This window comes from Paraclostridium sp., assembly GCF_051657365.1.
Classification (GTDB): domain Bacteria; phylum Bacillota; class Clostridia; order Peptostreptococcales; family Peptostreptococcaceae; genus Paraclostridium.
This window is the reverse complement of sequence record NZ_JBOFKN010000150.1, coordinates 1-24,158: the sequence shown is the minus strand read 5'-3', so window position 1 is coordinate 24,158 and position 24,158 is coordinate 1. Positions and strand designations below refer to the sequence as shown.

Annotated in this window: 21 protein-coding genes; 2 read left to right on the top strand and 19 right to left on the bottom strand. The window is 27.3% G+C overall.

Annotated features, from left to right (window positions below):
• Positions 1 to 709 precede the first annotated feature (709 nt).
• On the bottom strand, positions 710 to 1,621 hold the full coding sequence (locus ACRCYC_RS10650) for a LysR family transcriptional regulator (protein ID WP_438619114.1): 912 nt from the start codon (positions 1,619 to 1,621) through the stop codon (positions 710 to 712).
• A 193-nt stretch (positions 1,622 to 1,814) separates the two neighbouring features.
• On the opposite strand from ACRCYC_RS10650, the gene ACRCYC_RS10645 reads away from it, so the two are divergent.
• Positions 1,815 to 2,636, top strand: coding sequence for a nitroreductase family protein (locus ACRCYC_RS10645; RefSeq protein ID WP_438619113.1), 822 nt, complete (start codon positions 1,815 to 1,817; stop codon positions 2,634 to 2,636).
• Positions 2,637 to 2,682: 46 nt separating this feature from the next.
• Here ACRCYC_RS10645 and ACRCYC_RS10640 read toward each other — a convergent pair whose 3' ends face one another.
• The 13 genes from ACRCYC_RS10640 to ACRCYC_RS10580 all read right to left on the bottom strand — a co-directional run bounded on the left by ACRCYC_RS10640 (position 2,683) and on the right by ACRCYC_RS10580 (position 18,477).
• The gene (locus tag ACRCYC_RS10640; RefSeq protein WP_438619112.1) at positions 2,683 to 3,189 is read right to left on the bottom strand and encodes a PaaI family thioesterase; all 507 of its coding nucleotides are present in this window, start codon (positions 3,187 to 3,189) and stop codon (positions 2,683 to 2,685) included.
• Between the two features lie 114 nt (positions 3,190 to 3,303).
• Positions 3,304 to 4,197, bottom strand: a complete 894-nt coding sequence (gene rbsB / locus ACRCYC_RS10635) for a ribose ABC transporter substrate-binding protein RbsB (protein ID WP_438619111.1) — start codon at positions 4,195 to 4,197, stop codon at positions 3,304 to 3,306.
• A gap of 15 nt (positions 4,198 to 4,212) precedes the next feature.
• Positions 4,213 to 5,184: a ribose ABC transporter permease gene (rbsC, locus tag ACRCYC_RS10630; RefSeq protein WP_438619110.1), complete on the bottom strand. Its 972-nt coding sequence runs from the start codon at positions 5,182 to 5,184 to the stop codon at positions 4,213 to 4,215.
• A 2-nt stretch (positions 5,185 to 5,186) separates the two neighbouring features.
• On the bottom strand, positions 5,187 to 6,677 hold the full coding sequence (gene rbsA, locus ACRCYC_RS10625) for a ribose ABC transporter ATP-binding protein RbsA (protein ID WP_438619109.1): 1,491 nt from the start codon (positions 6,675 to 6,677) through the stop codon (positions 5,187 to 5,189).
• 30 nt (positions 6,678 to 6,707) lie between these two features.
• On the bottom strand, positions 6,708 to 7,103 hold the full coding sequence (gene rbsD / locus ACRCYC_RS10620) for a D-ribose pyranase (protein WP_438619108.1): 396 nt from the start codon (positions 7,101 to 7,103) through the stop codon (positions 6,708 to 6,710).
• Positions 7,104 to 7,107: 4 nt separating this feature from the next.
• Complete coding sequence (gene rbsK / locus ACRCYC_RS10615) at positions 7,108 to 8,016, bottom strand: ribokinase (protein ID WP_438619107.1); 909 nt, start codon at positions 8,014 to 8,016, stop codon at positions 7,108 to 7,110.
• Between the two features lie 12 nt (positions 8,017 to 8,028).
• Positions 8,029 to 9,033, bottom strand: coding sequence for a LacI family DNA-binding transcriptional regulator (locus ACRCYC_RS10610; RefSeq protein ID WP_438619106.1), 1,005 nt, complete (start codon positions 9,031 to 9,033; stop codon positions 8,029 to 8,031).
• 296 nt (positions 9,034 to 9,329) lie between these two features.
• Positions 9,330 to 9,947 (bottom strand): GyrI-like domain-containing protein, encoded by a 618-nt coding sequence (locus ACRCYC_RS10605; RefSeq protein ID WP_438619105.1) that lies wholly within the window; start codon positions 9,945 to 9,947, stop codon positions 9,330 to 9,332.
• Between the two features lie 88 nt (positions 9,948 to 10,035).
• Positions 10,036 to 11,070, bottom strand: a complete 1,035-nt coding sequence (locus tag ACRCYC_RS10600; protein ID WP_438619104.1) for an aldose epimerase family protein — start codon at positions 11,068 to 11,070, stop codon at positions 10,036 to 10,038.
• A complete protein-coding gene (locus tag ACRCYC_RS10595; RefSeq protein WP_438619103.1) occupies positions 11,060 to 12,589 on the bottom strand; it encodes a UDP-glucose--hexose-1-phosphate uridylyltransferase in 1,530 nt (509 codons plus the stop codon). Before ACRCYC_RS10595 ends, ACRCYC_RS10600 begins: the two co-directional genes overlap by 11 nt.
• Before the next feature lie 8 nt (positions 12,590 to 12,597).
• The gene (locus tag ACRCYC_RS10590) at positions 12,598 to 13,764 is read right to left on the bottom strand and encodes a galactokinase (RefSeq protein WP_438619102.1); all 1,167 of its coding nucleotides are present in this window, start codon (positions 13,762 to 13,764) and stop codon (positions 12,598 to 12,600) included.
• Positions 13,765 to 13,899: 135 nt separating this feature from the next.
• Positions 13,900 to 16,968, bottom strand: a complete 3,069-nt coding sequence (gene ebgA / locus ACRCYC_RS10585) for a beta-galactosidase subunit alpha (RefSeq protein ID WP_438619101.1) — start codon at positions 16,966 to 16,968, stop codon at positions 13,900 to 13,902.
• Positions 16,969 to 17,004: 36 nt separating this feature from the next.
• Complete coding sequence (locus tag ACRCYC_RS10580; RefSeq protein ID WP_438619100.1) at positions 17,005 to 18,477, bottom strand: amino acid permease; 1,473 nt, start codon at positions 18,475 to 18,477, stop codon at positions 17,005 to 17,007.
• A gap of 201 nt (positions 18,478 to 18,678) precedes the next feature.
• Here ACRCYC_RS10580 and ACRCYC_RS10575 point away from each other — a divergent pair, with 201 nt between their 5' ends.
• Positions 18,679 to 19,500 carry an AraC family transcriptional regulator gene (locus ACRCYC_RS10575; RefSeq protein ID WP_438619099.1) on the top strand — a complete coding sequence of 274 codons (822 nt, stop codon included), beginning with the start codon at positions 18,679 to 18,681 and terminating at the stop codon, positions 19,498 to 19,500.
• Between the two features lie 61 nt (positions 19,501 to 19,561).
• Here the strand turns inward: ACRCYC_RS10575 and ACRCYC_RS10570 are convergent, their stop codons facing one another.
• From ACRCYC_RS10570 to ACRCYC_RS10550, 5 genes are all read right to left on the bottom strand, one after another.
• On the bottom strand, positions 19,562 to 20,725 hold the full coding sequence (locus tag ACRCYC_RS10570) for a hypothetical protein (RefSeq protein ID WP_438619098.1): 1,164 nt from the start codon (positions 20,723 to 20,725) through the stop codon (positions 19,562 to 19,564).
• A 42-nt stretch (positions 20,726 to 20,767) separates the two neighbouring features.
• Positions 20,768 to 21,988 (bottom strand): hypothetical protein, encoded by a 1,221-nt coding sequence (locus ACRCYC_RS10565; RefSeq protein WP_438619097.1) that lies wholly within the window; start codon positions 21,986 to 21,988, stop codon positions 20,768 to 20,770.
• Between the two features lie 14 nt (positions 21,989 to 22,002).
• Positions 22,003 to 22,578 carry a hypothetical protein gene (locus tag ACRCYC_RS10560; protein ID WP_438619096.1) on the bottom strand — a complete coding sequence of 192 codons (576 nt, stop codon included), beginning with the start codon at positions 22,576 to 22,578 and terminating at the stop codon, positions 22,003 to 22,005.
• A 107-nt stretch (positions 22,579 to 22,685) separates the two neighbouring features.
• The gene (locus ACRCYC_RS10555; RefSeq protein WP_438619095.1) at positions 22,686 to 23,543 is read right to left on the bottom strand and encodes an ABC transporter ATP-binding protein; all 858 of its coding nucleotides are present in this window, start codon (positions 23,541 to 23,543) and stop codon (positions 22,686 to 22,688) included.
• Positions 23,544 to 23,649: 106 nt separating this feature from the next.
• A partial coding sequence (locus tag ACRCYC_RS10550) for a M56 family metallopeptidase (RefSeq protein ID WP_438619094.1) occupies positions 23,650 to 24,158 on the bottom strand: 509 nt, incomplete at its 5' end.

The following is a 24,158-nucleotide window of genomic DNA, read 5'->3' as shown; positions in this document are numbered from 1 at the left end:
TATTATTAACCTATTATAATTTCTTAGTACTATATTACTAAAATTATACTTTATAGTAAAGTATTGATTTTTACAAAAATACTTTATAAACACATAAAAAGAACTATCAATATTTTATAGATAGTTCTTTTTATGTGTTTATATTTTCGGTGTGCAACAGCTTATCCTCCTAATAGCAGTATTCTAACTTAATTTAATTATTCTACTTCATAATCTGGTGAATAACCGTAATCTGTATCCATTTCATATTCAAAATATTCTAAAACCATGTAGTTTTCCATAAGTATTACCTCCTTTTTTGTTTTTGCAAGTTATTAATTTAATTCTATCATATAGATATAATATTTAGCAACAATTTTCTGAATATTTTTTATATTTATTTTTTATAGTTTTGATATTTTCAAAAATAAACCTTCATTTAATCTATTTTATAATCTGGTGAGTAATTATATTTATCTATTTGTTCATATTTAAAATACACCATTTCAATATCTTCAATCATATTAATCCTACTAATTTAATTGCAATTTTATTTCAACTTCAATTCATTATATATTTAATATATGCATTCTAACTTTAAAGTTTTACATCTTATTTTAAATTTAACATTAATATTTTTAATAAAAATAAAAAGAGATATGAAATTTCATATCTCTCACCTTGCTTTTTTATTTATTTTTTTGTATGTTATCTTTCATAATATTTATTCTCATCTACTGATGATTGGGGTATTTTGATTTGTTGAGTTGATTATATACTCTTTAAAATGTGCAGCTATATCTGACATATATGATTTTTTTTGATATCCCATATAAATAACTCTTTCTTCTATATTTTCTTTGATTTTTATCACCGATAATGTATTATTATTAATCATTGGTGTATTAGGTACTATAGAAATACCAGCTCCTGCTGATACTAAACCTTCTACTACACTTCCTATATTCGCTCCTTGTGGCTGAATAACTATTTTAGGTGTATACCCTAAAATCTTCGTATAATAAATTAATCTATCTTTGCTATTTTCACAAAATGCTATAAAAGATTCTTCTTGTAGCTCTTTTAAAGATATTTCTTCTTTTGATGCAAATATATGATTTTTAGGTACAATTAAAACATATTCTTGTTTTTTAATAGGAATAGATTCAATATTACAATTATCCAAAACCTCATCTTTACTATCATAAAATCCTATATCTATTTTTCCTTCTTTTAAGTCATTAATTATTTCACTTGCTGATTGTTGATTAAATTGAAATTTAGTATTTGGGTTTTTATTTAAAAACTCACTTATTATAATATTCATAAAATAAGCTCCTATTCTTGGTGTAGAAGATATAGATATAGTTATATCACTTTCACTAGTCATATTTTTTAACTCTTTTATACCTTTATCAATTTCCATCAATGCTTTAGTAGAATAATTTAAGAAAACTTCTCCAAAGCATGTCAACTTTATATTTCTACCCTTTTTTTCAAATAAAGGAACTTTTAATTCTTCTTCTAATTTTGATATTGCTTTACTTAAAGCAGGTTGAGTTACTGATAATATTTTTGAGGCAGTTGTAAAGTTTTCTGTATCAGCTATAACTTTAAAATATTCTAATTGTTGTAAGTTCATTTTCACTCCTTCTATCATTTAATATATATAACTAAAAGTTATAGTTATATGAATTATTTGAATTAGACATAAATAGTTTATACATGATATAATCTCATTAAACAGTAATAAAATATTTTTATTGATAATATAAATTATAAATTTTATTTATCAATATGTCAAAAAATAGCGAGTAATTTAGGAGGAGTTTATTATGATGAAAGTAGATAAAGACCTTTGTATAGGTTGTAGCTTATGTGTAAATGATTGTATAGTTAATGACATAGAACTTATAGATGGTAAGGCACAAATTAATAATGTGAATTGTTTTAAATGTGGTCATTGTGTGGCTATATGTCCTAAAAATGCAGTATCAACAGATGATTATAATATGGATGAAGTTTTAAATTATGATAAATCAGAATTTACTATAGATGCTGATAACTTACTTAATTTTATAAAGTTTAGAAGAAGTATAAGACATTTTATGAAAAAAGATGTGGAAACTGAAAAGCTTAATAAAATTATAGAAGCAGGAAGATTTACTCAAACTTCTACAAACTCTCAAAATGTATCTTATGTTGTTGTTAAAGATGATATAGAGAAATTAAAAGAAATGGCTTTTGAAAGCTTAAATGAATTAGGTAAAAATTTATTGGCTAATTTAAATCCACAAACTAAACCTTTTGAAAGATATGCTAGAATGTGGTTAGGAATGTATGATGCTTATAAATCTAATCCAAAAGGAAGAGATGGGTTGTTCTTTAATGCTCCTGCTGTAATTCTTGTAGTAAGTGATTCACCTGTAAATGCATCACTTGCTTCTTCTAATATGGAACTTATAACTAATGCCCTAGGTCTTGGTACTTTCTTTAGTGGCTTCTTTATAAAAGCTGCTGAAGGTAACAAAGAAATTATGAATTTCTTAGGTCTTAATGAAAATCAGCATATAGTTAATTGTATGGTGCTTGGATATCCTAGTGTTAAGTACCAAAGAACTGTTCCTAGAAAAGATGCTATTGTATCTTGGAAATAAATAATAAAAAAGGTTCTGAAACAGAACCTTTTTTTATGTAAAATATTTATAATTCTATATATTCCATTTCTTGATCACCTTCAACTTCTAACCATTCTTTTTCAAGAACATCTTCATCATCTGTTATTTTTTCAACAGGCATTTTCATATATTTACCAGTTGCAGTTACAGCTACATCTCCATTAGGTAGTATAATCTCGCCTGTACCTTCAAATAACTTTCTATTTTCTTTTGTTATTCTTCCAACTACTTTTACAGTGCAATCTGTTGGTACTGGTTTTTTATATTTAATATCAAGAGAAACTGTAACTCCCCAAACTTCTCCATCTAATATAGTTATAGCTCTACCTATAGTTTCATCTAATAGAGCTGCTGACATCCCTCCATGCATTCTTCCAGGATAACTTTGATGCCATTCTTTAGTATCACATATAGCTACTAATTCATTATTTTCTAATTCATAAAAGTTGGCTTTTAGTCCTAAGTCATTGTCAATTCCACAAACTACACAATGGCTACTGATGTTTTGTTTTTTCAATATTTTATGTTTCATATAGTATGCCTCCAATCTTATATCGACTAACTCCACTAAGTATTATATCATAACAAAAAGATCAATGTAATTTTAAAATGGCTAAGGTGATAATAACTCACCTTAGCCATTTGCTTATTTAGTAACTAACTGTAATTCAACTGGAATAAATTCATCTACTTTTTCACCTTTTAAATATTGATTAGCTACCTTCACTGCCGTTTCTCCTATAAGTATAGGTTGTTGGGCTACAGTTGCTGCCATAGTGCCTTGCTTAACTGCATCAACAGCATCATCTGTTGCATCAAACCCTACTACTAATACATCTTTCATCTTCGCATCTGCAAGTGCCTTTGATGCTCCTAAAGCCATTTCATCATTTTGGGCAAATACAGCATTTATATCCCCCTTAGATTGTATAATATTTTCCATAACACTAAGACCTTTTGTTCTATCAAAGTCTGCTGATTGTTTGGCTATTATCTCTAAGTTACTACCTTTTATACCATCTTCAAATCCCTTACCTCTATCTCTTGTTGCTGATGAACCTGCTATTCCCTCAAGTTCAACTATATTTCCTTTGTTTCCTAATTTGTCTATTAAGTATTTAGCTGCCATATCTCCACCAGCTATATTATCAGAAGCTATATGAGATACTACATTTCCACCATTTGCAACCCTATCCACAGTCATTACTGGAATATCAGAGTTGTTAGCTATCATTACTGATGCTACTGCTGAGTCCGAATCAACAGGGTTTAATAATACCATAGACACGCCTTTTACACTTATATCTTCCATATTAGATACTTCTTTTGCTGGGTCATTTTGAGAGTCAAGCACTACAACCTCATAACCAAGTTCTTTCGCTTGTTTTTCAACACCTTTTTTCAAATCAACAAAGAAAGGATTGTTTAATGTTGATACTATAAGTCCTATTTTCTTTGTGTTATCATCTTTTTGACTACATCCTACTAACATGAAACTTGATAAGACTATAGTCATTATTATTGAAAGAAATTTTTTCATTATTATCTTCCTTTCTTAGTTACTTTTTCTGTCTAATAATACAGCTATTAATATAACTACACCTTTAACCATCATTTGATAGTATGATGATACATCTAATATATTAAGAGCATTACTTAATACTCCTATTATAAGAGCACCGATTATTGTTCCAGTAATTTTACCTTTTCCACCTGTAAGTTTTGTTCCTCCAAGTACTACCGCTGCTATTGCATCAAGTTCATATCCTGTACCTGCAGTAGGTTGAGCTGAATATAATCTAGAAGTTATTATAATACCTGCTATTGCTGATAATATACCACTTATAGTGTATACCCATATTTTTATTTTATCTGTATTAAGTCCTGATAATTTAGTTGCTTCTTCATTTCCACCTAAAGCGTATGTATATCTACCCATTTTAGTATGGTTTAAAATATAATAACATGCTATAAATACTAATATTGTTATAATTACTGGTGATGGTATTCCAAATATTGTTCCTCCACCTATTTTCCCAAATGCCATTGCTAATTCATTACTTCCTAAAGTTATTGGCTTTCCATCTGTAAATACTAATGTTACACCTCTAAGTATTGTCATTGTTGCAAGAGTTGCTATGAAAGGTTGTAACTTTCCTTTAGCAATTACAAATCCATTTAAAAATCCAACTAATGCTCCAACTACAATAGCTGCAATTACCGATACTATAATACTTTGTCCTGATGCTAAAAGCGATGCTGCAAAAGCTCCACTAAGAGCAAGCACTGATCCTACAGAAAGATCTATTCCTCCTGTTAATATTACAAATGTCATACCAGCTGCTATTATAGCATTAACCGATGTTTGTCTAAGTATGTTTAGTATGTTTCTAGTACTTAAAAACGATGGACTAAGAATCGAAACTACAACTATTAATAATAATAATCCTACTAACGACTTATACTTTATTAATAAACTCTTAAAATCTAATTGTTTATTTTCATTTTGACTTATTTTAGCTTGCATAATTAAGCCTCCTTCACTTTAACTGCATATTTTAATATACTTTCTTGAGTTGCATCTTTGATATCTAATTCTCCAGTTAATCTTCCTTGACTTAAAACTAGTATTCTATCACTTAACCCAAGTATCTCTGGCATTTCAGAAGATATCATTATTACCGCCTTGCCTTGGCTTTTAAATTTATTTATAAGATCGTATATTTCTTTTTTTGCACCAACATCAACTCCACGAGTTGGTTCGTCAAGTATAAGCACATCAGGGTCAGTCATAAGAGCTTTAGCTATTGCAACTTTTTGCTGATTTCCTCCACTTAAGTTTTTTATGATTTGTTCTTCACTTGGAGTTTTTATATTCATTTTCTTTATATAATCTTTAACTTGAGTGTTTTCTTTAGTTTTATTTAACTTAAATAGACTAGATAAACTATCTAAAGATGATATAGTCATATTTTCTCTAACTGATAAAGAAAGAATTAATCCATCTCCCTTTCTATCTTCAGATACATATGCTATTTTGTTTTTAAGTCCTTCTTTTGCTGATTTATTGCTAACTTCTTTTCCGTTAACTATAACTTTTCCATTTTCTTTTTTTATGTGTCCATAAATAGTTTTTGCAAGTTCAGTTCTTCCTGCTCCCATAAGCCCTGCTATGCCTACTATTTCTCCACTTTTAACATTAAAAGATATATCATCTACATATTTATTAGAAATATTTTTAACATCTAATACTACATTTCCTTTTTCAATTTCATGTCTTGGGAATTGATCTGTAAGTTTTCTTCCAACCATCATTTCTATCATTTTGTCTTCATCTAGGTTGCATATTTCTTCACTTCCTACATATTTTCCATCCCTTAAAACTGTTATATAATCACATATTTCAAAAATTTCTTTTAATCTATGTGATATATACACTATGGCTTTTCCTTCATTTTTTAAATCTTCTATTACTTTAAATAAACTTTCAGTTTCTTTATCCGTAAGAGCATCTGTTGGTTCATCCATTATTATTATCTTTGCATCTAATGATAAAGCTTTTGCTATCTCTACCATTTGTTGTTGCCCTAAACTTAAATTCCCAACTAATTGCTTTGAACTAGTTTTTATATTTAGTTTATTTAAATACTTATCAGATTCTTCGTAAAGCTTTTTAAAATCTATTTTAAATCCTTTTTTAGGTTCTCTTCCTAAAAATATATTTTCACCTATAGTTAAATCTTGAATTAAATTTAACTCTTGATGTATTATTGCAATTCCTTTTTCTTGTGCATCTTTAGGTCCTTTTATATCTTCTAAATTTCCGTTATAGTAGATTTGACCACCATCTTTTTTATATACACCACTTAAAACTTTCATAAGTGTTGATTTTCCTGCACCATTTTCTCCCATAAGAGCCATTACTTTTCCTTGATATAGTTCTAAATTAACTCCATCTAAGGCTTTTACTCCAGGGAATTCTTTAACTATATTTTTCATCTGCAAAATTGGACTTTTCATATAGTGCTCCTTCCGACTTTAAAAGTTTTACTAAAATACAACGCCTGATTTTAATATTATATTTGAATATGGAGTACATTCTCCCGTTCTAATTACTGCATGAGAGTCTTTAGTCATTTTCTTAAACTCTTCATGTTCTACCATTGTTACTGATACATTTTCAAATCTATTTAATATTTCTCTATACATTTCATTTGCAATATCTTTTATTTCTTGTGCTATTATTATTTCCTCTACACATAGTTCTTCAAGTACTGTATCTAGTGTATCTAAGAAACTTGGAACTCCATACTTTAGAGCTAAATCTATTCTTTTAACATCTTTAGGTATAGGTAAGCCACAATCTCCAATAGTTAAACTATCTGTATGTCCCATTTGAGATATAACTGCTGATATTTCGCTATTTAATAATTTTCCTTTTTTCATATCCTTACCCCCTAAATTTATTAACTTCTTCTAATGTTGGTAGTGAACTTTGTGCACCTTCTTTTGTAACACATAAAGCTCCTACTCTTGATGCAAAATCCATAGCTGTTTCTATATCTTCATTTTTTGAAAAAGCTACTGATAAAGCACCTGTATAACTATCTCCTGCTGCAGTAGTATCTACAGCTTCTACTTTATATGATTTTTTAAATATTGATTTATCTTTGTTTATATATAAACTACCTTTAGACCCTAGAGTTACTATTAATTCTTTAACTCCTTTTTCTATCATAGTCTTAGCAGCTTTTAAAATGTCATCTTCGCTGTTTATAATTACTCCACTTAATATTTCAAGTTCTGTTTCATTAGGTGTAAGTAAATCTACATTTTCTATTATAGAATCTTCTAACTTAACTGCAGGTGCTGGATTTAATATAGTATATTTTCCAAATGCCTTAGCTTTCTTTAATGTATATTTTATAGTATCAAGTGGTGTTTCTAATTGAACAACTACTATGTCACTTTCTTTTATAGCTTCTATATTTTTATCTATATCATTTTCACTAACTTTGAAGTTTGCTCCTGGTGCAACAACTATTGCATTTTCTGCATTTTTATCAACAGTTATCATAGCTACTCCAGTTGGTCCATTTTCTTTATGTACATAAGTCGTATCAACATTATCATTTTTAAGTGCATCTATTAAAGTTTGTCCAAAACTATCAGTTCCAACTTTCCCTATCATTGTTACATCTCCACCAAGCCTTGCCATTGCAACTGCTTGATTTGCACCTTTACCACCTGGTACTTCCTTAAAGTCGCTTCCTATTAATGTTTGTCCTTTTTTAGGCATGTTTTCTACATTTACTACTAAGTCCATATTTAAACTACCTATTACACATATTTTTTTCATAATTGTCCTCCTCTAAAGTTTTTGAGATGTTGAACTTCTTATTATAAGTTCTGGTTTAAAAATCATTTTTTCTATATTATTAATTTCATTATTTTCTAAGTTATTTATAAGTATACTCGCCGACTCATATCCCATATTATAGGAATTTTGTTTTATAGTTGTTAGTTGCGGCTCAATTATATTCGCAGTTTGAATGTCATCAAATCCAACTACACTTATATCTTGTGGTATTTTTATATTTCTTTCTTTTAAAGCTTTTATAGCTCCTATTGCTATTAAATCGTTGGCTGCACATATTGCAGTGAAATTTATTTCATCTAAATTTTTCACTACTTCATAGCCCCATTCAAATGAATATTCTCCTTGTATTACAAGGTTTTTATTGAATTTTATATTTGATTCTTCCAAAGCTTTTTTATATCCTTTTAATCTATTTTTAGATATTTCACTTTTTAGTGGACCACTTAAATAAAGTATACTTTTATGATTCATCTCTACTAGGTATTTTGTTTCTAAGTAAGTTCCTTCTTCATTGTCTAAACTTACTATCCCTTTAAGATTTTTTATATTTAACTCTTTATCAACTAATACAATTGGTTTTGATGTTATCTTATATTCAGTTGAATTAAATTCAGTTTTAGATGATGGTGCAAATATAATTCCATCAACCATCTTCTCTGTTAATGTATTAAAAGATCTTCTTTCTTTCTCTATGTTTTCATCTGTATTGCAAAGTATTATGTTGTAGCCTTCTCTCACAGCCTTGTCTTCTGCTCCCCTTGCTATATCTGTGAAAAATGGGTTTCTTATATCCGGAATTATAAGCCCTATAGTTTTAGTTTTCTTTGTTACTAAGCTTTGTGCCATTTTATTAGGTATATAGTTTTTTTCTTTAACTATATTAAGTATTTTTTGCCTTGTAGCTTCACTAATCTTTTGGTCCTTATTATTTAATACTTTTGATACTGTGGTCTTTGATACCCCTGCTATATCTGCTATATCTTTTATAGTTATCAATTAAATCCTCTCCCCCAAGTTTCTTTAGTGTATTATTTTAGGGTTACCGGTTATCCTTTTTTATAAATATACCATACTATATTTAATTAATGCAACATATTTTTATTTGTGTATCATTTTAAAATCGCTTTCCTAACTTATTCAACATAAAATCCCATGTATTGTTGTAGCATTTTCAATACTTTTAAACATTACTTATTATTTATTTTTTTATTTATTTTTTTATGATACACTTTTATACTTAATTAAAGCACAAAAAGAGCTGTTTATTAAATACAGCTCTTTTTTGTATAAATTTATTCAACTATGTATCTAAGTACCGTTTTTAATTTGGATGATTCTATTTTTCTAAAATCAGAAAGATATATTTCTCTATGTACTTTGGTTTTTAAGTTTAGATTATTTTCACTACAAAATTGTTTCATTTCTTTAAATGTTCTTTCTTCATCTTCATAAGGTCCTATATGCAACATTTGTACAGAAAGCCCATCTTCAATAACTTGAAATTTTACTTTTTCTAATAATGGATGTGGTTTTTTCTTTTTTACTATTTCCATAGCCATTTTGTAAACTTCTTCATTTACAAATTCAGGTTGTCTTATCATTATGGTATAAATTAATTCATCTTTGTTTAAAGTTTCTTGTTTTCTTCCCTCTTCTGTAAGATCCCATAGTCCTTCTAATGGATATACAGTATATTCAAAATAATCCTTAGGTGTAATTCCATTTCTCGGCATCATCCTTACTGCATATGATAGTGAATATAATACGCCTATAGCTTCTTCAAATTCTTTGCTATTAGGATTTCCTTTCCCTTGAATTGTAAAAAACTTAAATTTAGGTATTTTTACTAATTGAACCTTTTCTTTAGGTATATAGTATTCTTTTTCTTTTTTTCTCCATTCGTGCTTCATATCTCCATATCCTTTTCATTGTTATTTTTAATAATTATATACTAAATTCATCTATAAAAAAAGATTACTCTAAATCAGAGTAATCTTTTTAAATTAAATAAAACTTATATTCAGTACTTTGTTTATATACTTCACCTTTTTTTAATATGGAATTATCTAAAAAACACATATTATGTCCTATAGGTGGAGCTTGTGTTTCAAAACATATACCAAATCTCCTTTGATTAGTTTTATTATTATATAAAGTTAAATCGTCTGTAAAGTTCATACTATATACAACTACACTTTCTTGATCTGTAATTATATCCATGGCTCTTTTTGAATTTTTATCTTCTAAATGTATGTATCCTTTGTTTAACATAAATACATGATCATAACCACACCCTATTTTAATTTGATTGTTGTCACTATCAATATCTTTACCTATTAACTTTAATTGTGTAAAATCAAATGGTGTATTGGTTGTATCAACGTATTTTCCTGTTGGTGCACAATTTTTATCAAGTTCTAATATAGAATCACTACATATTTTCATATATTGATTAGTTATAGGTTCTTTTAAATTTCCACTTAAGTTGAAGTAACTATGATTTGTCATATTAACTAATGTAGTTTTATCTGTTATAGCTTTATAGGTTTGCTTTATCTTGAAATCTTTACTTATTTCAAAACTAACTTCTATATCTACATTGCCTGGATAGTTTTCTTCCATATCTAAGCTTATAGCTTTAAAGTTTAAAACTATATTATCAATTCCTTTAATAACATCTACTTCATATACCTTCTTATTAAATCCAAAATTTCCACCATGGCCTTGATTAGTATCATAATTTTTAGCCAATTTATATTCTTCATTTTCTATAAATACGCTACCCTCATGTATTCTTCCTGAAGTTCTTCCTATTATAGCTCCCATATATGATGGATTTTCTATATAACTACTTATATCTTTATATCCCACAACTACGTTTTCTAAATTATTATCTTTATCAGGAGTTACTATTTTAGTTATTATTCCACCTAAATTTAATATTTCTACTTCAAATCCATTATTATATAAAACATTATGAGCTTTAATACAGTCCCCATTTATATATCCTACAACTTTTTCACTATATTTCATAATTAACTCCTATATATTTTTTCAAACTTTCTATATACCTAGTTCTAGCTTCAAATCCAACTTCATCATATTTAAATACTCCACAATCTTCTAACACCTTTTTAAATACAATACCTACTTCATATCTTAAAATTTCATCTATATTATCATTTGTTAAATCATCATACTTAAGTTTTAAGTAATTAAACCAATCTAAATGTATTTTTAATTGTTCATTTATAAAACGCTCATCTCTTTTCTTTAATAAACACATTTTTATAATTTCTAATTCTTCCTTTAACCTTGCTGGTAATACCGCAAGTCCTAATACCTCTATAAGACCTATATTCTCTTTTTTAATATTATGTAATTCTTTGTGTGGATGAAATATTCCATCTGGATAAATATCACTAGTTTTATTGTTTCTTAAAACTAAATCTATTTCAAAGTTACTGCCTTTTTTTCTAGTAATAGGAGTTATGGTATTGTGATATACATCTTTAGTATGAGAATGTATATTAACTTTTTCATCAGAATATTTTTTCCAATGTTTAAGTATACAATCAGCTAATTCACTTAATTTTTCCTTATTGCTTGAGTTTATTCTTACTACAGATAATGGCCATTTTATCATAGATACTTTAACACATTCATATCCTGTTATATTAATTTCTAATATATCATTAGCTTTATCCATAGCAAATTCATATCTTCCACCTTGGTAATGATCATGGCTTAATATAGATCCCCCTACAATAGGTAAGTCTGCATTAGAGCCTATAAAGTAGTGTGGAAACTTTTCTATAAAATCTAAATTTTTGTCAAAAGTATCTTTATTTATATGCATTGGCTTATGCTCATCTGAAAATACTATACAGTGCTCATTATAATATGAGTAAGGAGAATATTGTAAGTGATATTTTGTATTTTTAAGATTTACAGGTATAGTTCTTAAATTTTGTCTTGCAGGATGATTTACTCTACCTCTATATCCTACATTTTCTTTGCATAATAAACATTTAGGATATGATGTTTGTTTCATATCTTTAGCCTTGGCAATTGCCTTTGGATCTTTCTCTGGTTTAGATAAATTTATAGTTATATCTATATCCCCATATTCAGTACTTGTCTTCCAATTTATATTTTGAGATATTCTATTAGTTCTAACATAATCACAAGATTTGCTTAAGTCGTATAAATAATTTGTTGCACTTATTTTATCTTTTTTATATCTAGCGTTAAATTCTTTTATTACTTCTGATGGCCTTGGTATAAGCAAGCTCATTATTTTAGTGTCTAGTAAGTCTCTATATACAGATGTATTAGATTCTAAAATATTTAATTCAAAAGCATAGCTTAGTAAATTATTCATAATCTCGCTTAAATCATCACAATATTTAATGTCTTTTTCTATTTTATATTCATCTAAATTAAATAACTCTATAAAAGAATTCCTTATATATTCTACATCTTCATTTTCAAATAATTTATGTTTTAACCCATATTTTATAAGATTTTCAAACTCCGTATATATGCTCATACATCCTCCTAAACTAGTTCTCTAGTTCCATTTCCTATTTCAGCTACATAAAACTCAGCTTCATATCCAATTATTTTTTTATATTCACTTGAAACTTCATCTATAAAGTTATCTTTCATATCTTTTTTTACAATAGATACCGTACATCCTCCAAACCCTGCACCCGTCATTCTAGATCCAATTGTTCCTGGATGGTTTATAGCTAAATCTACAAGAGTATCTAGTTCTTTTCCTGTAACTTCATAATCATTTTTCAATGAATTGTGTGAGTCTATCATAAGTTTTCCAAAAGTATGTAAATCTTTTTCTTGTAAGGCTTTTACAGCTTTTAAAGTTCTTTGATTTTCATATACAGCATGCTTTGCCCTTTTTTGGTTTGTAGAATTTTTTATTAATACTTTATTTTTTTCAAATTCCTCCTCATTAAGTTCCCCTAATGATTTTATACTTAATTTAGACTGAATATTTTTCAATGCTTCTTCGCACTCACTTCTTCTTTCATTATACTTAGAATCTGCAAGCCCTCTTCTTTTATTGGTATTTCCAATTATTATTACTTCATCTCTTAAATCTAAGTTTGAGTAAGTATATTCTAAAGTATTGCAGTCTAATAATATTGCATGATTTTCTTTTCCCATTCCTATTGCAAATTGATCCATTACTCCACAATTTACACCTATAAATTTGTTTTCTGCTTCTTGACAATACTTAACCAAGTCTACTCTATTTATATTTAAATCTAGTAGTTCATCTAACATAACCCCCATTAATAATTCTATAGATGCTGATGATGATAAACCTGCTCCATTTGGTATGTTTCCATATACAACCATGTCAAAACCATTATCTATACAGTATCCATGTTGTTTTAATGTTTTAATAACCCCTTTTGGATAATTTGCCCAGTCATGTTTTTTTTCATTTTCTAACCTATCTATTTCAAAGCTTATTATTCCTAACTTTTCAAAGTTCTTAGAATACATATTAACAACATTATCATCTCTCAAAGATATAACTCCATAAGTTCCAAAACTTAATGCACAAGGAAATACATTCCCACCATTGTAATCTGTATGTTCACCTATTAAATTAACTCTACCTGGTGAAAAAAATACTTTTGTATTTTCTTTTTCCCCAAAAATATCTTTAAATAACTTCAACATATTTTCTCTCATATTTTATCTCCCTATATTTTTATTTCCTATAATTAAAAAATATAGTTAATATACTAAGTAATTTAATTTGATTAATAATCATATATAAATTTCAACTTAGCTATTAACTATATTTCCCTATACTTTTCTATCTTTTTATTTTATAGTTTCTCTTCCTAAATTCACTTCATTAATTTCTTTATTATTAAATATAGTTAATCTAAAGTCTAAATTAAATTGTTCAAATTTACATCTATGCTTATCTAATTGCCACTGACCACAAGAGTTAGTTCCAACTCCATTTTGCTTATAGTCTATATTAAATACTATATAATCTCTTTTTTGTAAATCTATAGTATGCTTAGCATATTCTAAATCTGTATCTTCATAATATGATGCACTGAAGTTGAACTTATCATCTGCAATAGCCATCAAGCTCATACCTCTATCATTTCTCAAACTAACCCAAGAAGTGTCACTTCTGTTTCCATTTTCTTGTGGTTTAACATAATTTGTAAATAATCCATCTACAGTGTTTTCATAAATTCCAAATAAGTTAGCTTCTTTAGTATCTGGGTATGATTCTCCTGGGCCTCTACCTTTATACTTAACATTTTCTAAGTCTTTGTTTACTCTCATTTGAAGACCTATTCTAGGTAACATATCTGGTGCTGTATCTATTTTTCCTGATGGTACTCCAGATACATTAACTAATATATCTCCACTTCCAAATACTTTGTATTCATAAGTTGATTTGTAGTGCCATGCAGAGTTTGTAGTTCCATTTATAGTTTCTACTTTAAATGTAAGTACATTTTCATCTAATTTGTACTCTATATTTCTTACTACTTCATGCATTAAGTGCATAAAGTATTTTTTCTTGTAATCTTCAACTACATACATATCATTATCTATTGGAGCTCTCCAGAAGTTTAATCTTGGACCTTCTTCAACTAACTGATATCCATCTTTTCTAACTTGTAATATATGTCCTCTTACTAAATCAAAGTCAACTTGGAAGTTTTCTCCCTTTACTTCTAATTTACAATGTTTCTTTTCAATTTCTAAGTTTCCTTTTGGAGTAACTTTTAATTTTTCTGTATGAATAGGTAATTCAAACTGAGCTGTTGCTAATTCATATCCAGCCTTTGCAAAACTACAATCTTCTCTTAATACATAAGATATGTTTAAATAGTAAGTTGCTCCTTCTACTTTATCAAAATCTAAACTATAAGGTAGAGTTATTTCACAAGTTTCTCTTCCTAAAACTGATGGCATAGTAACTTTCCCACTTACTATTACTTTATTATCTTCTTTTATGTTATATACTAAATCTAGTGTATTTAAATTTTTAAAGTCATATCTATTTATAACTTTTATTATTCCTTTTTCTAAATCTATTGCTGATGTTTCTGCTGGTTCTATAACTTTTTTATATTCTAGAAGTCCTGGTGAAACAGTTCTATCTGGCATTATAAGTCCATCTATACAGAAGTTTATGTTACTTGGATCATCACCAAAATCTCCACCGTATCTATAATATACTTCTCCATTTTCAGCTACAGTGTGTATACCATGGTCAAACCACTCCCATATAAATCCACCTTGTAATTTTTCATACTTGTAAAATAAATCTTGGTATTCTCTTAAGTTACCTGGTCCATTACCCATAGCATGGCAGTATTCACATAATATATGAGGTTTTTTAATATCGTTTATTATAGTATCCATAGTAAATTTACTATCACGTTCTAACCAAGTATACATCGTACTATATACTTCTGAAACTGGTCCATCTTCTTCAGCTACGTTGAAATCTCCCTCGTAATGTAATATTCTTGTTGGATCTAAGTCTTTACACTTTTTAGCCATAGCCTTGAAATTGCATCCAAATGAAGATTCATTACCTAGCGACCACATTAATATAGATGGATGATTTTTATCTCTTTGCATCATTCTCTCTATTCTACTTACATGAGCTACTTCCCAATCTGGATCATCACTTATCCATGCATAATCTCCTGTTAATTCAAATCCGTGGCATTCTAAGTCTGTTTCATCTATTACATAAAGTCCATATTCATCACATAATTCATATAAATAATGTGAGTTAGGATAATGTGCAGTTCTTAGCGCATTTATGTTATGTTGCTTCATTAAAAGTATATCTTTTTCGATTTCTTCTTTAGCTACAACTCTTCCATTTTTAGGATTATAGTCATGTCTATTTACACCTTTGAATTTTATTGCAACACCATTTACAGTAAATACTTCACCTTTTATTTCTATTTTTCTAAATCCTACCTTCTGAGGTATAACTTGAACCACTTCTCCATCTTTATATACACTAATAATTAAGGTATATAAATTTGGTTCTTCAGCAGTCCATTTAAGTGGATTTTTAATTTCTTTAGCAAAGTTAATTTCTTCATTTACATCTATTAAATCTTCAAATACTACATTTTTATTTTTATCTAATAATTCAAATTGAACTTTTTGATTTTCATATTTTTTAAATTTCAATTTAACATTTAAAATAGCATCTTCATACTTTTCATCTAAGTCAGTAACTACTGTTATATCATCTACTCCACATACTGGTTCTGTATAAAGTTCCACATCTCTAAATATACCACTTAGCCACCACATATCTTGGTCTTCTAAATAAGTACCATCACTCCATTGATAAACTCTTACTGTACATTCATTAAATCCATTTCTTACATATTCAGTTATATCAAACTCAGATTGTATTCTAGCTCCTTTGCTATACCCTACTTCATGTCCATTTATCCAAACATTATATGCTGAATCAACACCATTGAATTTAAGTATTATTTTTTCATTCATCCAAGACTCATCTATTACAAAGTTTCTTTTGTATATTCCAGTTGGATTCTCTGTTGGAACATATGGAGGATTTATAGGGAAGTTATACCATAAATCTGAGTAGTGCATTTTTCCATATCCTTGTAATTGCCAGTTTCCAGGTACAATTATATCATCCCAATTTTCTGAGTTAAAATCTTCTTTATAAAAACCTTCTGGTGAATATTCTGGTGCATCTAAAAATAAGAATTTCCAACTTCCATTTAAATTTTTAAAGTTATGAGTATATTTCTTTTCCCCGATTAAAGCTAACTTCTTAGATGGAAAGCTTAAAAAATGTGATCTTGCATCCAATCTGTTTACTCCATCAATATGTATATTTTCCCATAGTTTCATAATTAATCTCCCTCTAAATTTAATATTATTTATATATTATCTTGTAGCTGATACTTCGTTAGCTACATCTTTTCCAACCTTCTTTTCATATTTATTCCAACATATTTGTGCAAATCCTAAGAATACGACTAAACCTACTACATTATATAAAAGTACAAATAAAGGATTAGTTGCACCTTCTGATAATGTTCCATTAAAGTATGCAGTTAAATCTGCTGGAGATGGAACTGAAGATATTACAAATACGAATGAGAATAATACTAATAATAAAATTCCTAAAGTAATTCCTAAACCTCTTGACCCAACCTTAAAACTTCTTTCTATATTATCTTTTTTAGCTCTTAATACAATATATCCAACTAAGAAAAATAGTACCGGTATTAATGAAGTTGATGCAGTCATATTTATTAACATTTCTAGTAAACTATCAACTGAACCTATTCCTAATGCTGGTATTATTAAAAGCACTGTTACTATCATAGCTTGAAGATATAGTGCATTTACTGGGTTACCTTCATCATTTGTCTTAGCTACCCAACTTCCAAATATACCTTCTGGAATTTCTGAAAACAGTACCTTAACTGGTGCTGCAGTCCATAATACTAAAGATCCTAAACTTGCAAGTAACATTATAAATCCTACTATGTTAGTTATTATGTTTCCTATTCCATAGTGAGACCCTAATATTAAAAATGAATCAAATAATCCATTTGAAAAGTTACCAAATAATACTTCTTCTGGTACAACTATACCTACTGCAGCTGCACCTAATGCATATAACGTTCCTACTAATACAGTTGAAAATAACATTGTTTTTATAAAAGCTTTATTTCCACCCTTTACATCTTTAACATATACACCTATACTTTCAGCTCCACCTACAGCTTGTAGTACCCAAGCTAAAACCATAAAATATGTCCAGTTAAACTTTGGCATTACTGTTTCTGTACTAAATTGTTGTGCTGGCTCTTTTCCTAAGAATAATATTACTCCAAAAGATAAAACTATAAATCCTATACCTAAAATCATTCTTGCCGCACCTGATATACTAGTTATTTTTGATATCCAACTTACTCCTTTTGTTGATAATATTGTTACTCCCCAAAACATTATTATCGATAATATAGATATTAATACTGTTTTTCCATCAAATACATTTCTACCTACAAAAGTATATGAAGCATATATTAATGTTTTTGGTAGTAATGATGTGAAGAAAAATAAATTAACAAAGAAGTATGACCAAGATCCTAGAAATGCCCACTTAGCTCCTAGTGATGTTTTTATCCAACTGTTAATTCCTGATTCTGAGTTTTCATTTGCTGATGCAAACTCTCCTATCATTAATGCAAATGGGAAGAAATAAAAGATAGTCCCAAATATGTAAGACGGTATTGTAGCCAGTCCTATATTAACACTACTATCTATTATGTTTCCAAATGAAAATACTGCTGTAAATGTCATAAGCATTAATGCTGATGAACTAAGACTTCCTCTTTTCTCGCTCATTATTATCAAACCCCTTCAATTTTTATAAAATGTCATCCAAGAAAACCTTTTCTTAATATAAACTAATAATATACCTTTTTATATTTTATCTCAATGTGCTAATGTTGCCATAATTTGTATTATTGTTGCATTTTTAAATTGACATGTATATGATTTTAATTTAAATTTATACTTAGGAAACGTTAGCATAGGAGGGAATTTATGAGCAAAATAGGAATATTCTCAACCGATTTAAAACCTAGTAATGAGTTGTATATATATGAGTGTGGATTTGAACATTGCGAGCCTAGAGATCCTTATCAATATGAACAGATAGATTATTATTTAATACATTATATAATAGAAGGTGAAGGTCTTTTTTTTATAAAAGACCAGGTTCATAAATTAAAAGCTGGAGATGGTTTTGTAATACCTCCTCATACAGATAATAATTATTACCCATCTCATGAAAATCCATGGGTTTATCGTTGGATAGGTATTAATGGTTCTAAAGCTAAAGAATTACTTAATTTATGTGGATTTACAAATGAAAATTATGTGTTTAATTATACTAAAGATGATAAGGTTAATGAGTTGTTTAAAAATATTTATTTAAACTGCGATTCTAATAATTTATTAAATGCTTTAGGTTATTTATATCAAACATTATCACTTTTTATGAATGAACATTCTTTATCATCTTTACAAGAAGAGCCGTCTTCTCAAGGTTATATATCTAAGTCTTTGGATTTTATTGATAGAAATTTTGATAAAAATATTTCAGTTTCTGATATATCTGATTACTTAAATATTGATAGAAGTCATTTTTATAAAATATTTAAGCTTCATATGATGAATACTCCTCAACAGTATCTTATTGAGTATAAGTTAAAAAAAGCATGTGATTTACTTAGAAAAAGTAGTTATTCTGTTTATGAAATTAGTAATTTAGTTGGATTTACTTCTCAGTCTCATTTTTCTAAAACTTTCAAAAAAAATCTTAATTTGACTCCACTAGAGTATAAGTCTTTATTTATAAGATAGAACTAACTTAGATGAGACTGGATAAATTAAAACTTACAAATTTATCCAGTCTCATTTTATTTTAAAAATTATTTCCTTTACTAAGCTTTTTATTTGATATAACTATTGTACTTACAATTAACACTACAAATACTAATACTGATACTATTATAGCCATCATATATTTAGATACTACATTACCCAAAATTGTATATATTTCAGATAAGACGTAATAACTATTAAAATTAGTCATATGATACGGTACAAAATTTTTGAAATAATGATTAAATTCAAATTTATGATTAGGTAACATAGTCATTAAAAGTAAAATAAATGTAACAACTAATGCTGAAGATAGTATTTGCTCTGCTATTACTGTAGTTAAAAGTGTAACTCCTACTAAAACTAACATTGCTAAGTATCCAACTAAAATATTTATTATGTACTGTTCAAAGAAAGTAATACTGTATGGACAAATAAAGTAATTTATACTACTTTGAATAGGTAGATTTCCTCCTTCAAATCCAAATGCAACTAATTTACATAATGAAAATACAATTATTGCAATTGTATAAATTATGGTTCCTATTTTTATACCTGTAATCACTCTACATTTAACTAAATCTTTCTTTCCATATTTAGTTGAAATGTATAATTGTTTCATATTTGACTTTAAATCTTCTCCAAAAATGGTAAGTAACAAAAATGGTATTAAAAATATTACCATTGTCACAAAGTCTGTCATATCATTGTTAAGATTTTTCCATCCTTCTGCATATCCTAATTGAATAGGCTTATTAAGTTCATTTAAATCTATCCCTAGTGTTTCTAGGTTTTCTAGATTTTTTATTTTACTATGTTTAGCTAAGTAAGCTTTTATATTTAATATTCTATTGTTATAAAACTCACTTATATCTTTATCTGTTAGTTTTTCTATTTTTTTATCATAATTTGAACCTACTAATGTAACTAAATTTGAATTATATAAATATTTACTCTTGTCTTTCCTCTGTACAACATCCTTAACAACTTTTTCATCTAGTAGTATTTTATGCTCATCTTTTTTTGATTCATTTAAGTTATCTTTGCTTGATATAATAACATTTCCACTGTAATCGTATATATTATAATTTTTTAAAGATAATATACTACTAAATATAGAATATATAAAGATTATAACAGAGATTATAAGAAGATTTCTTAAACTTAATACTCTTTTACTTTCAATTCTTATAATATCTTTCATTTTGTTTTACCACCTAGTTTTATATTTTTTATTTAATTTTCATTAGTTTAATTTATATTTTTTATATTCTCGTTTTGTCAAAATCCTTATAAATATAATATATATTAATACTAATATTGGAAATACTATTATGTAGGGAAGCATTTTATCTCCTATAAAATAGAAAATGTTAAATGCAGTTGGATATCCTGCATTTAAACTTGTGCCAAAATATATAGGGTTAAGTTGTAGTTGTATAGAGTTTTCTGTATAAGTTAATCTTTCAAGTAACCCTATACTTCCTATAGCTAAAAGTGTAGATAGTTTTGAATATTTTACTTTTATAGATATAAGCATAACTAAATTTGCTACAAATAATGTTGTTAACAATCCTTGCCCTATCATGATTAAAACACCATTACCTAAACTTATATTGTATATACAAGAACTAAAAATGTTTTGTATTGATTGATTCCATCCTTGTAGTGATCCCATAGCTGAATGTTCTATAAGTAGAGTTGCTATAAATATAGAGTAAATTGTTAATGCAAATATGTTTCCTGCTATAATCCTTGCATTCATATTTTTCTTTCTTCCATACTTTGAAGAAAGTGTAAGTTCATCTATCCCATTATTACTATCTTTTGAAAAAAATGAACTTAGTGAAAATCCTATCACTAAAGGTACAAATAAAAGTTGATTAGAAAATTGCCACATTAAATTATTTATACCTTCATAATAATCTACTTTAAATGGTGTTTTTATCTTATCTACTTTTTCATTGATTTTTTCTATATTTTTATCACTATATTTAAACCATAGTTTCTGATTATCATCTAATATATGTTTTTTTACAGTTTTTTTGTATTGGTTATAAAACTCTTTTTCTGACTTTAAAAAGTCAAAGTCTAATCCCATGTAAATATTATAATTTTCCCTTCCATAATTAGCATAATTTATAATATGATTTGATACGTCAAACCTTGTAAGCCAAAGTCCTAGTTTTTTTTCAAAATTAGATTTTTCTTTACTAGAATTAAATTTTTCCACTAAATCATCAAGGTATTGTTGATTCATTATTCCTTGAGTACTTTTGCTTTCATTTTTTATTAGTCTAAAAGCTTTAATTCCTTTTACTTCTTCTCCTTCACTATTAACAGCACTATCAATTGAGTAGTATCCAATAGTAGTTAATATAGTACTAACTAAAACTAAAGACACAACAGATATTATAGTAAGTTTTGTCCAAATCTTTCTAAATTCAAATTTCACTAAATTTTTCATAACTATCTCTCCTACTATTTTTTGTAGCTGTTTCCGTCATGTATTACCTTCCATTCACTATCCTTTGAATCTCTTACTAATATTAAGTAACTATATACTCCATCCTCTGCCGTTTCATATTCTTCTATATATATATTTTCATTATCATACCCATTTGCTACCCCTTTGTCTTCATCATCATATATTGCATTCATTCTTGGATCAAGACATGTACTTGTATCATATTCACCAATCCCTCTTTTAGGTAATTTCAATTCATTTTCAAGATAATCACGTACAGTGTTTACAATTTTCTTTATTTCATCCATATCCTGAATTCTTGGTATATTTTTACTTTGGCCTGTTAATCCCATACCATTATTTGAAGTCATCATTAAAGCACCATTTTTAACAGTTACACTTTCTTTTCTTTCTTTTCTTATTTTTGCAAGAGCTTTATCTATCTCTGTATCTTTTTGATCTTCTGGAAGTCTCTCTATTACATCTCCACTTACCTTATTTACATCTTCATTTCTTGAGCTACATCCAACAGTAAAACTTATACTCATAACTATTAAACCAATTATCACTAAACTTTTTCTTATTTTCATTTTAGTTACCTTTCTTTAATTATTTTTGTTATTTTTTTAACATATCCATTTATATTTATTCCTAAATATTTTTCTTTCTTGGAGTTTCATAGTGTTTTAATATTTATTTAAAGACAGTTAGCTACATAATAATCTTCTAATGTAGGTTCTAATAATTTATTTTCAAGATTTTCATATTCCTCACCTACGTATCTTGTTAATATGTTTTTTCCTTCTTGTTTCCTATGTATTATTTTTCTTTCTTTACTTAGCTTATTAAACCTATCTTTATCAACTAACGCTTCCCATACCTTACCTTTTACTTTTTCTACTAAGTTGTCAATATTATTTGATTCTACAACCTCACCTTGCCTAATTATTATTAAATCATTTGCTATAGCTTCTATATCTGATAGTATATGAGTTGAAAGTATAACTATCTTATCTTCTGACATTTCACTTATAATGTTTGAAAATCTTATTCTTTCTTTTGGATCAAGCCCTGCTGTTGGTTCATCTAATATTAATATTTTAGGATCATTTAATATAGCTTGTGCTATACCTATTCTTCTTTTCATTCCTCCAGAAAAGCTTTTCACCTTTTTATTAGCTACATTAGTTAAATTTACAAACTCTAGAACTTCTGGTATTTTAACACTCAATTCTTCCCTTGATAAACCTTTTAAAGTACCCATATATTCTAAAAAGTCTTTTGCTGTAAAACTTGAAAACACATTATAATCTTGTGGCATATATCCAATTATATCTCTGTACTTCTCATCAAGTTTTACTATGTCCTCTCCATTAAAAGTTATATTTCCTTTTGTCTGAAAATCAATAGTTGTAAGTATTCTCATTAAAGTACTTTTACCAGCTCCATTTTCCCCAAGCAACCCATATGTACCAGCCTTCATTGTTATATTTATATTTTTCAATGCTTCTTTATTTTTATATGATTTACACAAATTTTCAATTTTTAATTCCATTATCTATCTCCTTATATTAATATAGAAATATAATTTTTTTGTTTTATTTTTCAGTGACTTAAATAAAGTACCAGTTTATTTAAGTCACTAATTTTTAATTGATTTTTTACTTTGCATCCTTAGATTTTGAAAATGAATATACATCTTTTCCTATAGTTACTTTGTATTCACCATGCTTATCAACCATTTTTCTTACATGTTCTGAATCCAAATCATTAGTAAACGTTATCTCCATGCTTTTATCTGCATATACATTATTATCAATAGTTATTACGGATACAAAAGATATTACAAATAAAATTATAATAAATATATTTCCTTTTTTAAATTTATTATGACTTAATATCCCTTCTATCCTATTCTTAATTATATTAGACTTATCCGAACCCAAATAAGATATACACATAGATGATTCCAGCTTATTTTTATATTTCATAGTATCTAATAAAAGCATTGAATACTCTTTTACCTCATTAAATGATAATCTTTTTATAACCAGTTCATCACAAGATAGTTCACATTGATCATCAAAGTACTTTGTAAATATATACACAAGTGGATTAAACCAATGAATAATATTAAGTAAAATCAAAATCATTTTCAATATGTTATCTT

Excerpts from the sequence above, each read along its gene's own strand:
- ACRCYC_RS10650 (WP_438619114.1), bottom strand. The coding sequence starts at position 1,621 with ATGAACTTACAACAATTAGAATATTTTAAAGTTATAGCTGATACAGAA.
- ACRCYC_RS10645 (WP_438619113.1), top strand. The coding sequence starts at position 1,815 with ATGATGAAAGTAGATAAAGACCTTTGTATAGGTTGTAGCTTATGTGTA.
- ACRCYC_RS10640 (WP_438619112.1), bottom strand. The coding sequence starts at position 3,189 with ATGAAACATAAAATATTGAAAAAACAAAACATCAGTAGCCATTGTGTA.
- rbsB (WP_438619111.1), bottom strand. The coding sequence starts at position 4,197 with ATGAAAAAATTTCTTTCAATAATAATGACTATAGTCTTATCAAGTTTC.
- rbsC (WP_438619110.1), bottom strand. The coding sequence starts at position 5,184 with ATGCAAGCTAAAATAAGTCAAAATGAAAATAAACAATTAGATTTTAAG.
- rbsA (WP_438619109.1), bottom strand. The coding sequence starts at position 6,677 with ATGAAAAGTCCAATTTTGCAGATGAAAAATATAGTTAAAGAATTCCCT.
- rbsD (WP_438619108.1), bottom strand. The coding sequence starts at position 7,103 with ATGAAAAAAGGAAAATTATTAAATAGCGAAATATCAGCAGTTATATCT.
- rbsK (WP_438619107.1), bottom strand. The coding sequence starts at position 8,016 with ATGAAAAAAATATGTGTAATAGGTAGTTTAAATATGGACTTAGTAGTA.
- ACRCYC_RS10605 (WP_438619105.1), bottom strand. The coding sequence starts at position 9,947 with ATGAAGCACGAATGGAGAAAAAAAGAAAAAGAATACTATATACCTAAA.
- ACRCYC_RS10600 (WP_438619104.1), bottom strand. The coding sequence starts at position 11,070 with ATGAAATATAGTGAAAAAGTTGTAGGATATATAAATGGGGACTGTATT.
- ACRCYC_RS10595 (WP_438619103.1), bottom strand. The coding sequence starts at position 12,589 with ATGAGCATATATACGGAGTTTGAAAATCTTATAAAATATGGGTTAAAA.
- ACRCYC_RS10590 (WP_438619102.1), bottom strand. The coding sequence starts at position 13,764 with ATGAGAGAAAATATGTTGAAGTTATTTAAAGATATTTTTGGGGAAAAA.
- ebgA (WP_438619101.1), bottom strand. The coding sequence starts at position 16,968 with ATGAAACTATGGGAAAATATACATATTGATGGAGTAAACAGATTGGAT.
- ACRCYC_RS10580 (WP_438619100.1), bottom strand. The coding sequence starts at position 18,477 with ATGAGCGAGAAAAGAGGAAGTCTTAGTTCATCAGCATTAATGCTTATG.
- ACRCYC_RS10575 (WP_438619099.1), top strand. The coding sequence starts at position 18,679 with ATGAGCAAAATAGGAATATTCTCAACCGATTTAAAACCTAGTAATGAG.
- ACRCYC_RS10570 (WP_438619098.1), bottom strand. The coding sequence starts at position 20,725 with ATGAAAGATATTATAAGAATTGAAAGTAAAAGAGTATTAAGTTTAAGA.
- ACRCYC_RS10565 (WP_438619097.1), bottom strand. The coding sequence starts at position 21,988 with ATGAAAAATTTAGTGAAATTTGAATTTAGAAAGATTTGGACAAAACTT.
- ACRCYC_RS10560 (WP_438619096.1), bottom strand. The coding sequence starts at position 22,578 with ATGAAAATAAGAAAAAGTTTAGTGATAATTGGTTTAATAGTTATGAGT.
- ACRCYC_RS10555 (WP_438619095.1), bottom strand. The coding sequence starts at position 23,543 with ATGGAATTAAAAATTGAAAATTTGTGTAAATCATATAAAAATAAAGAA.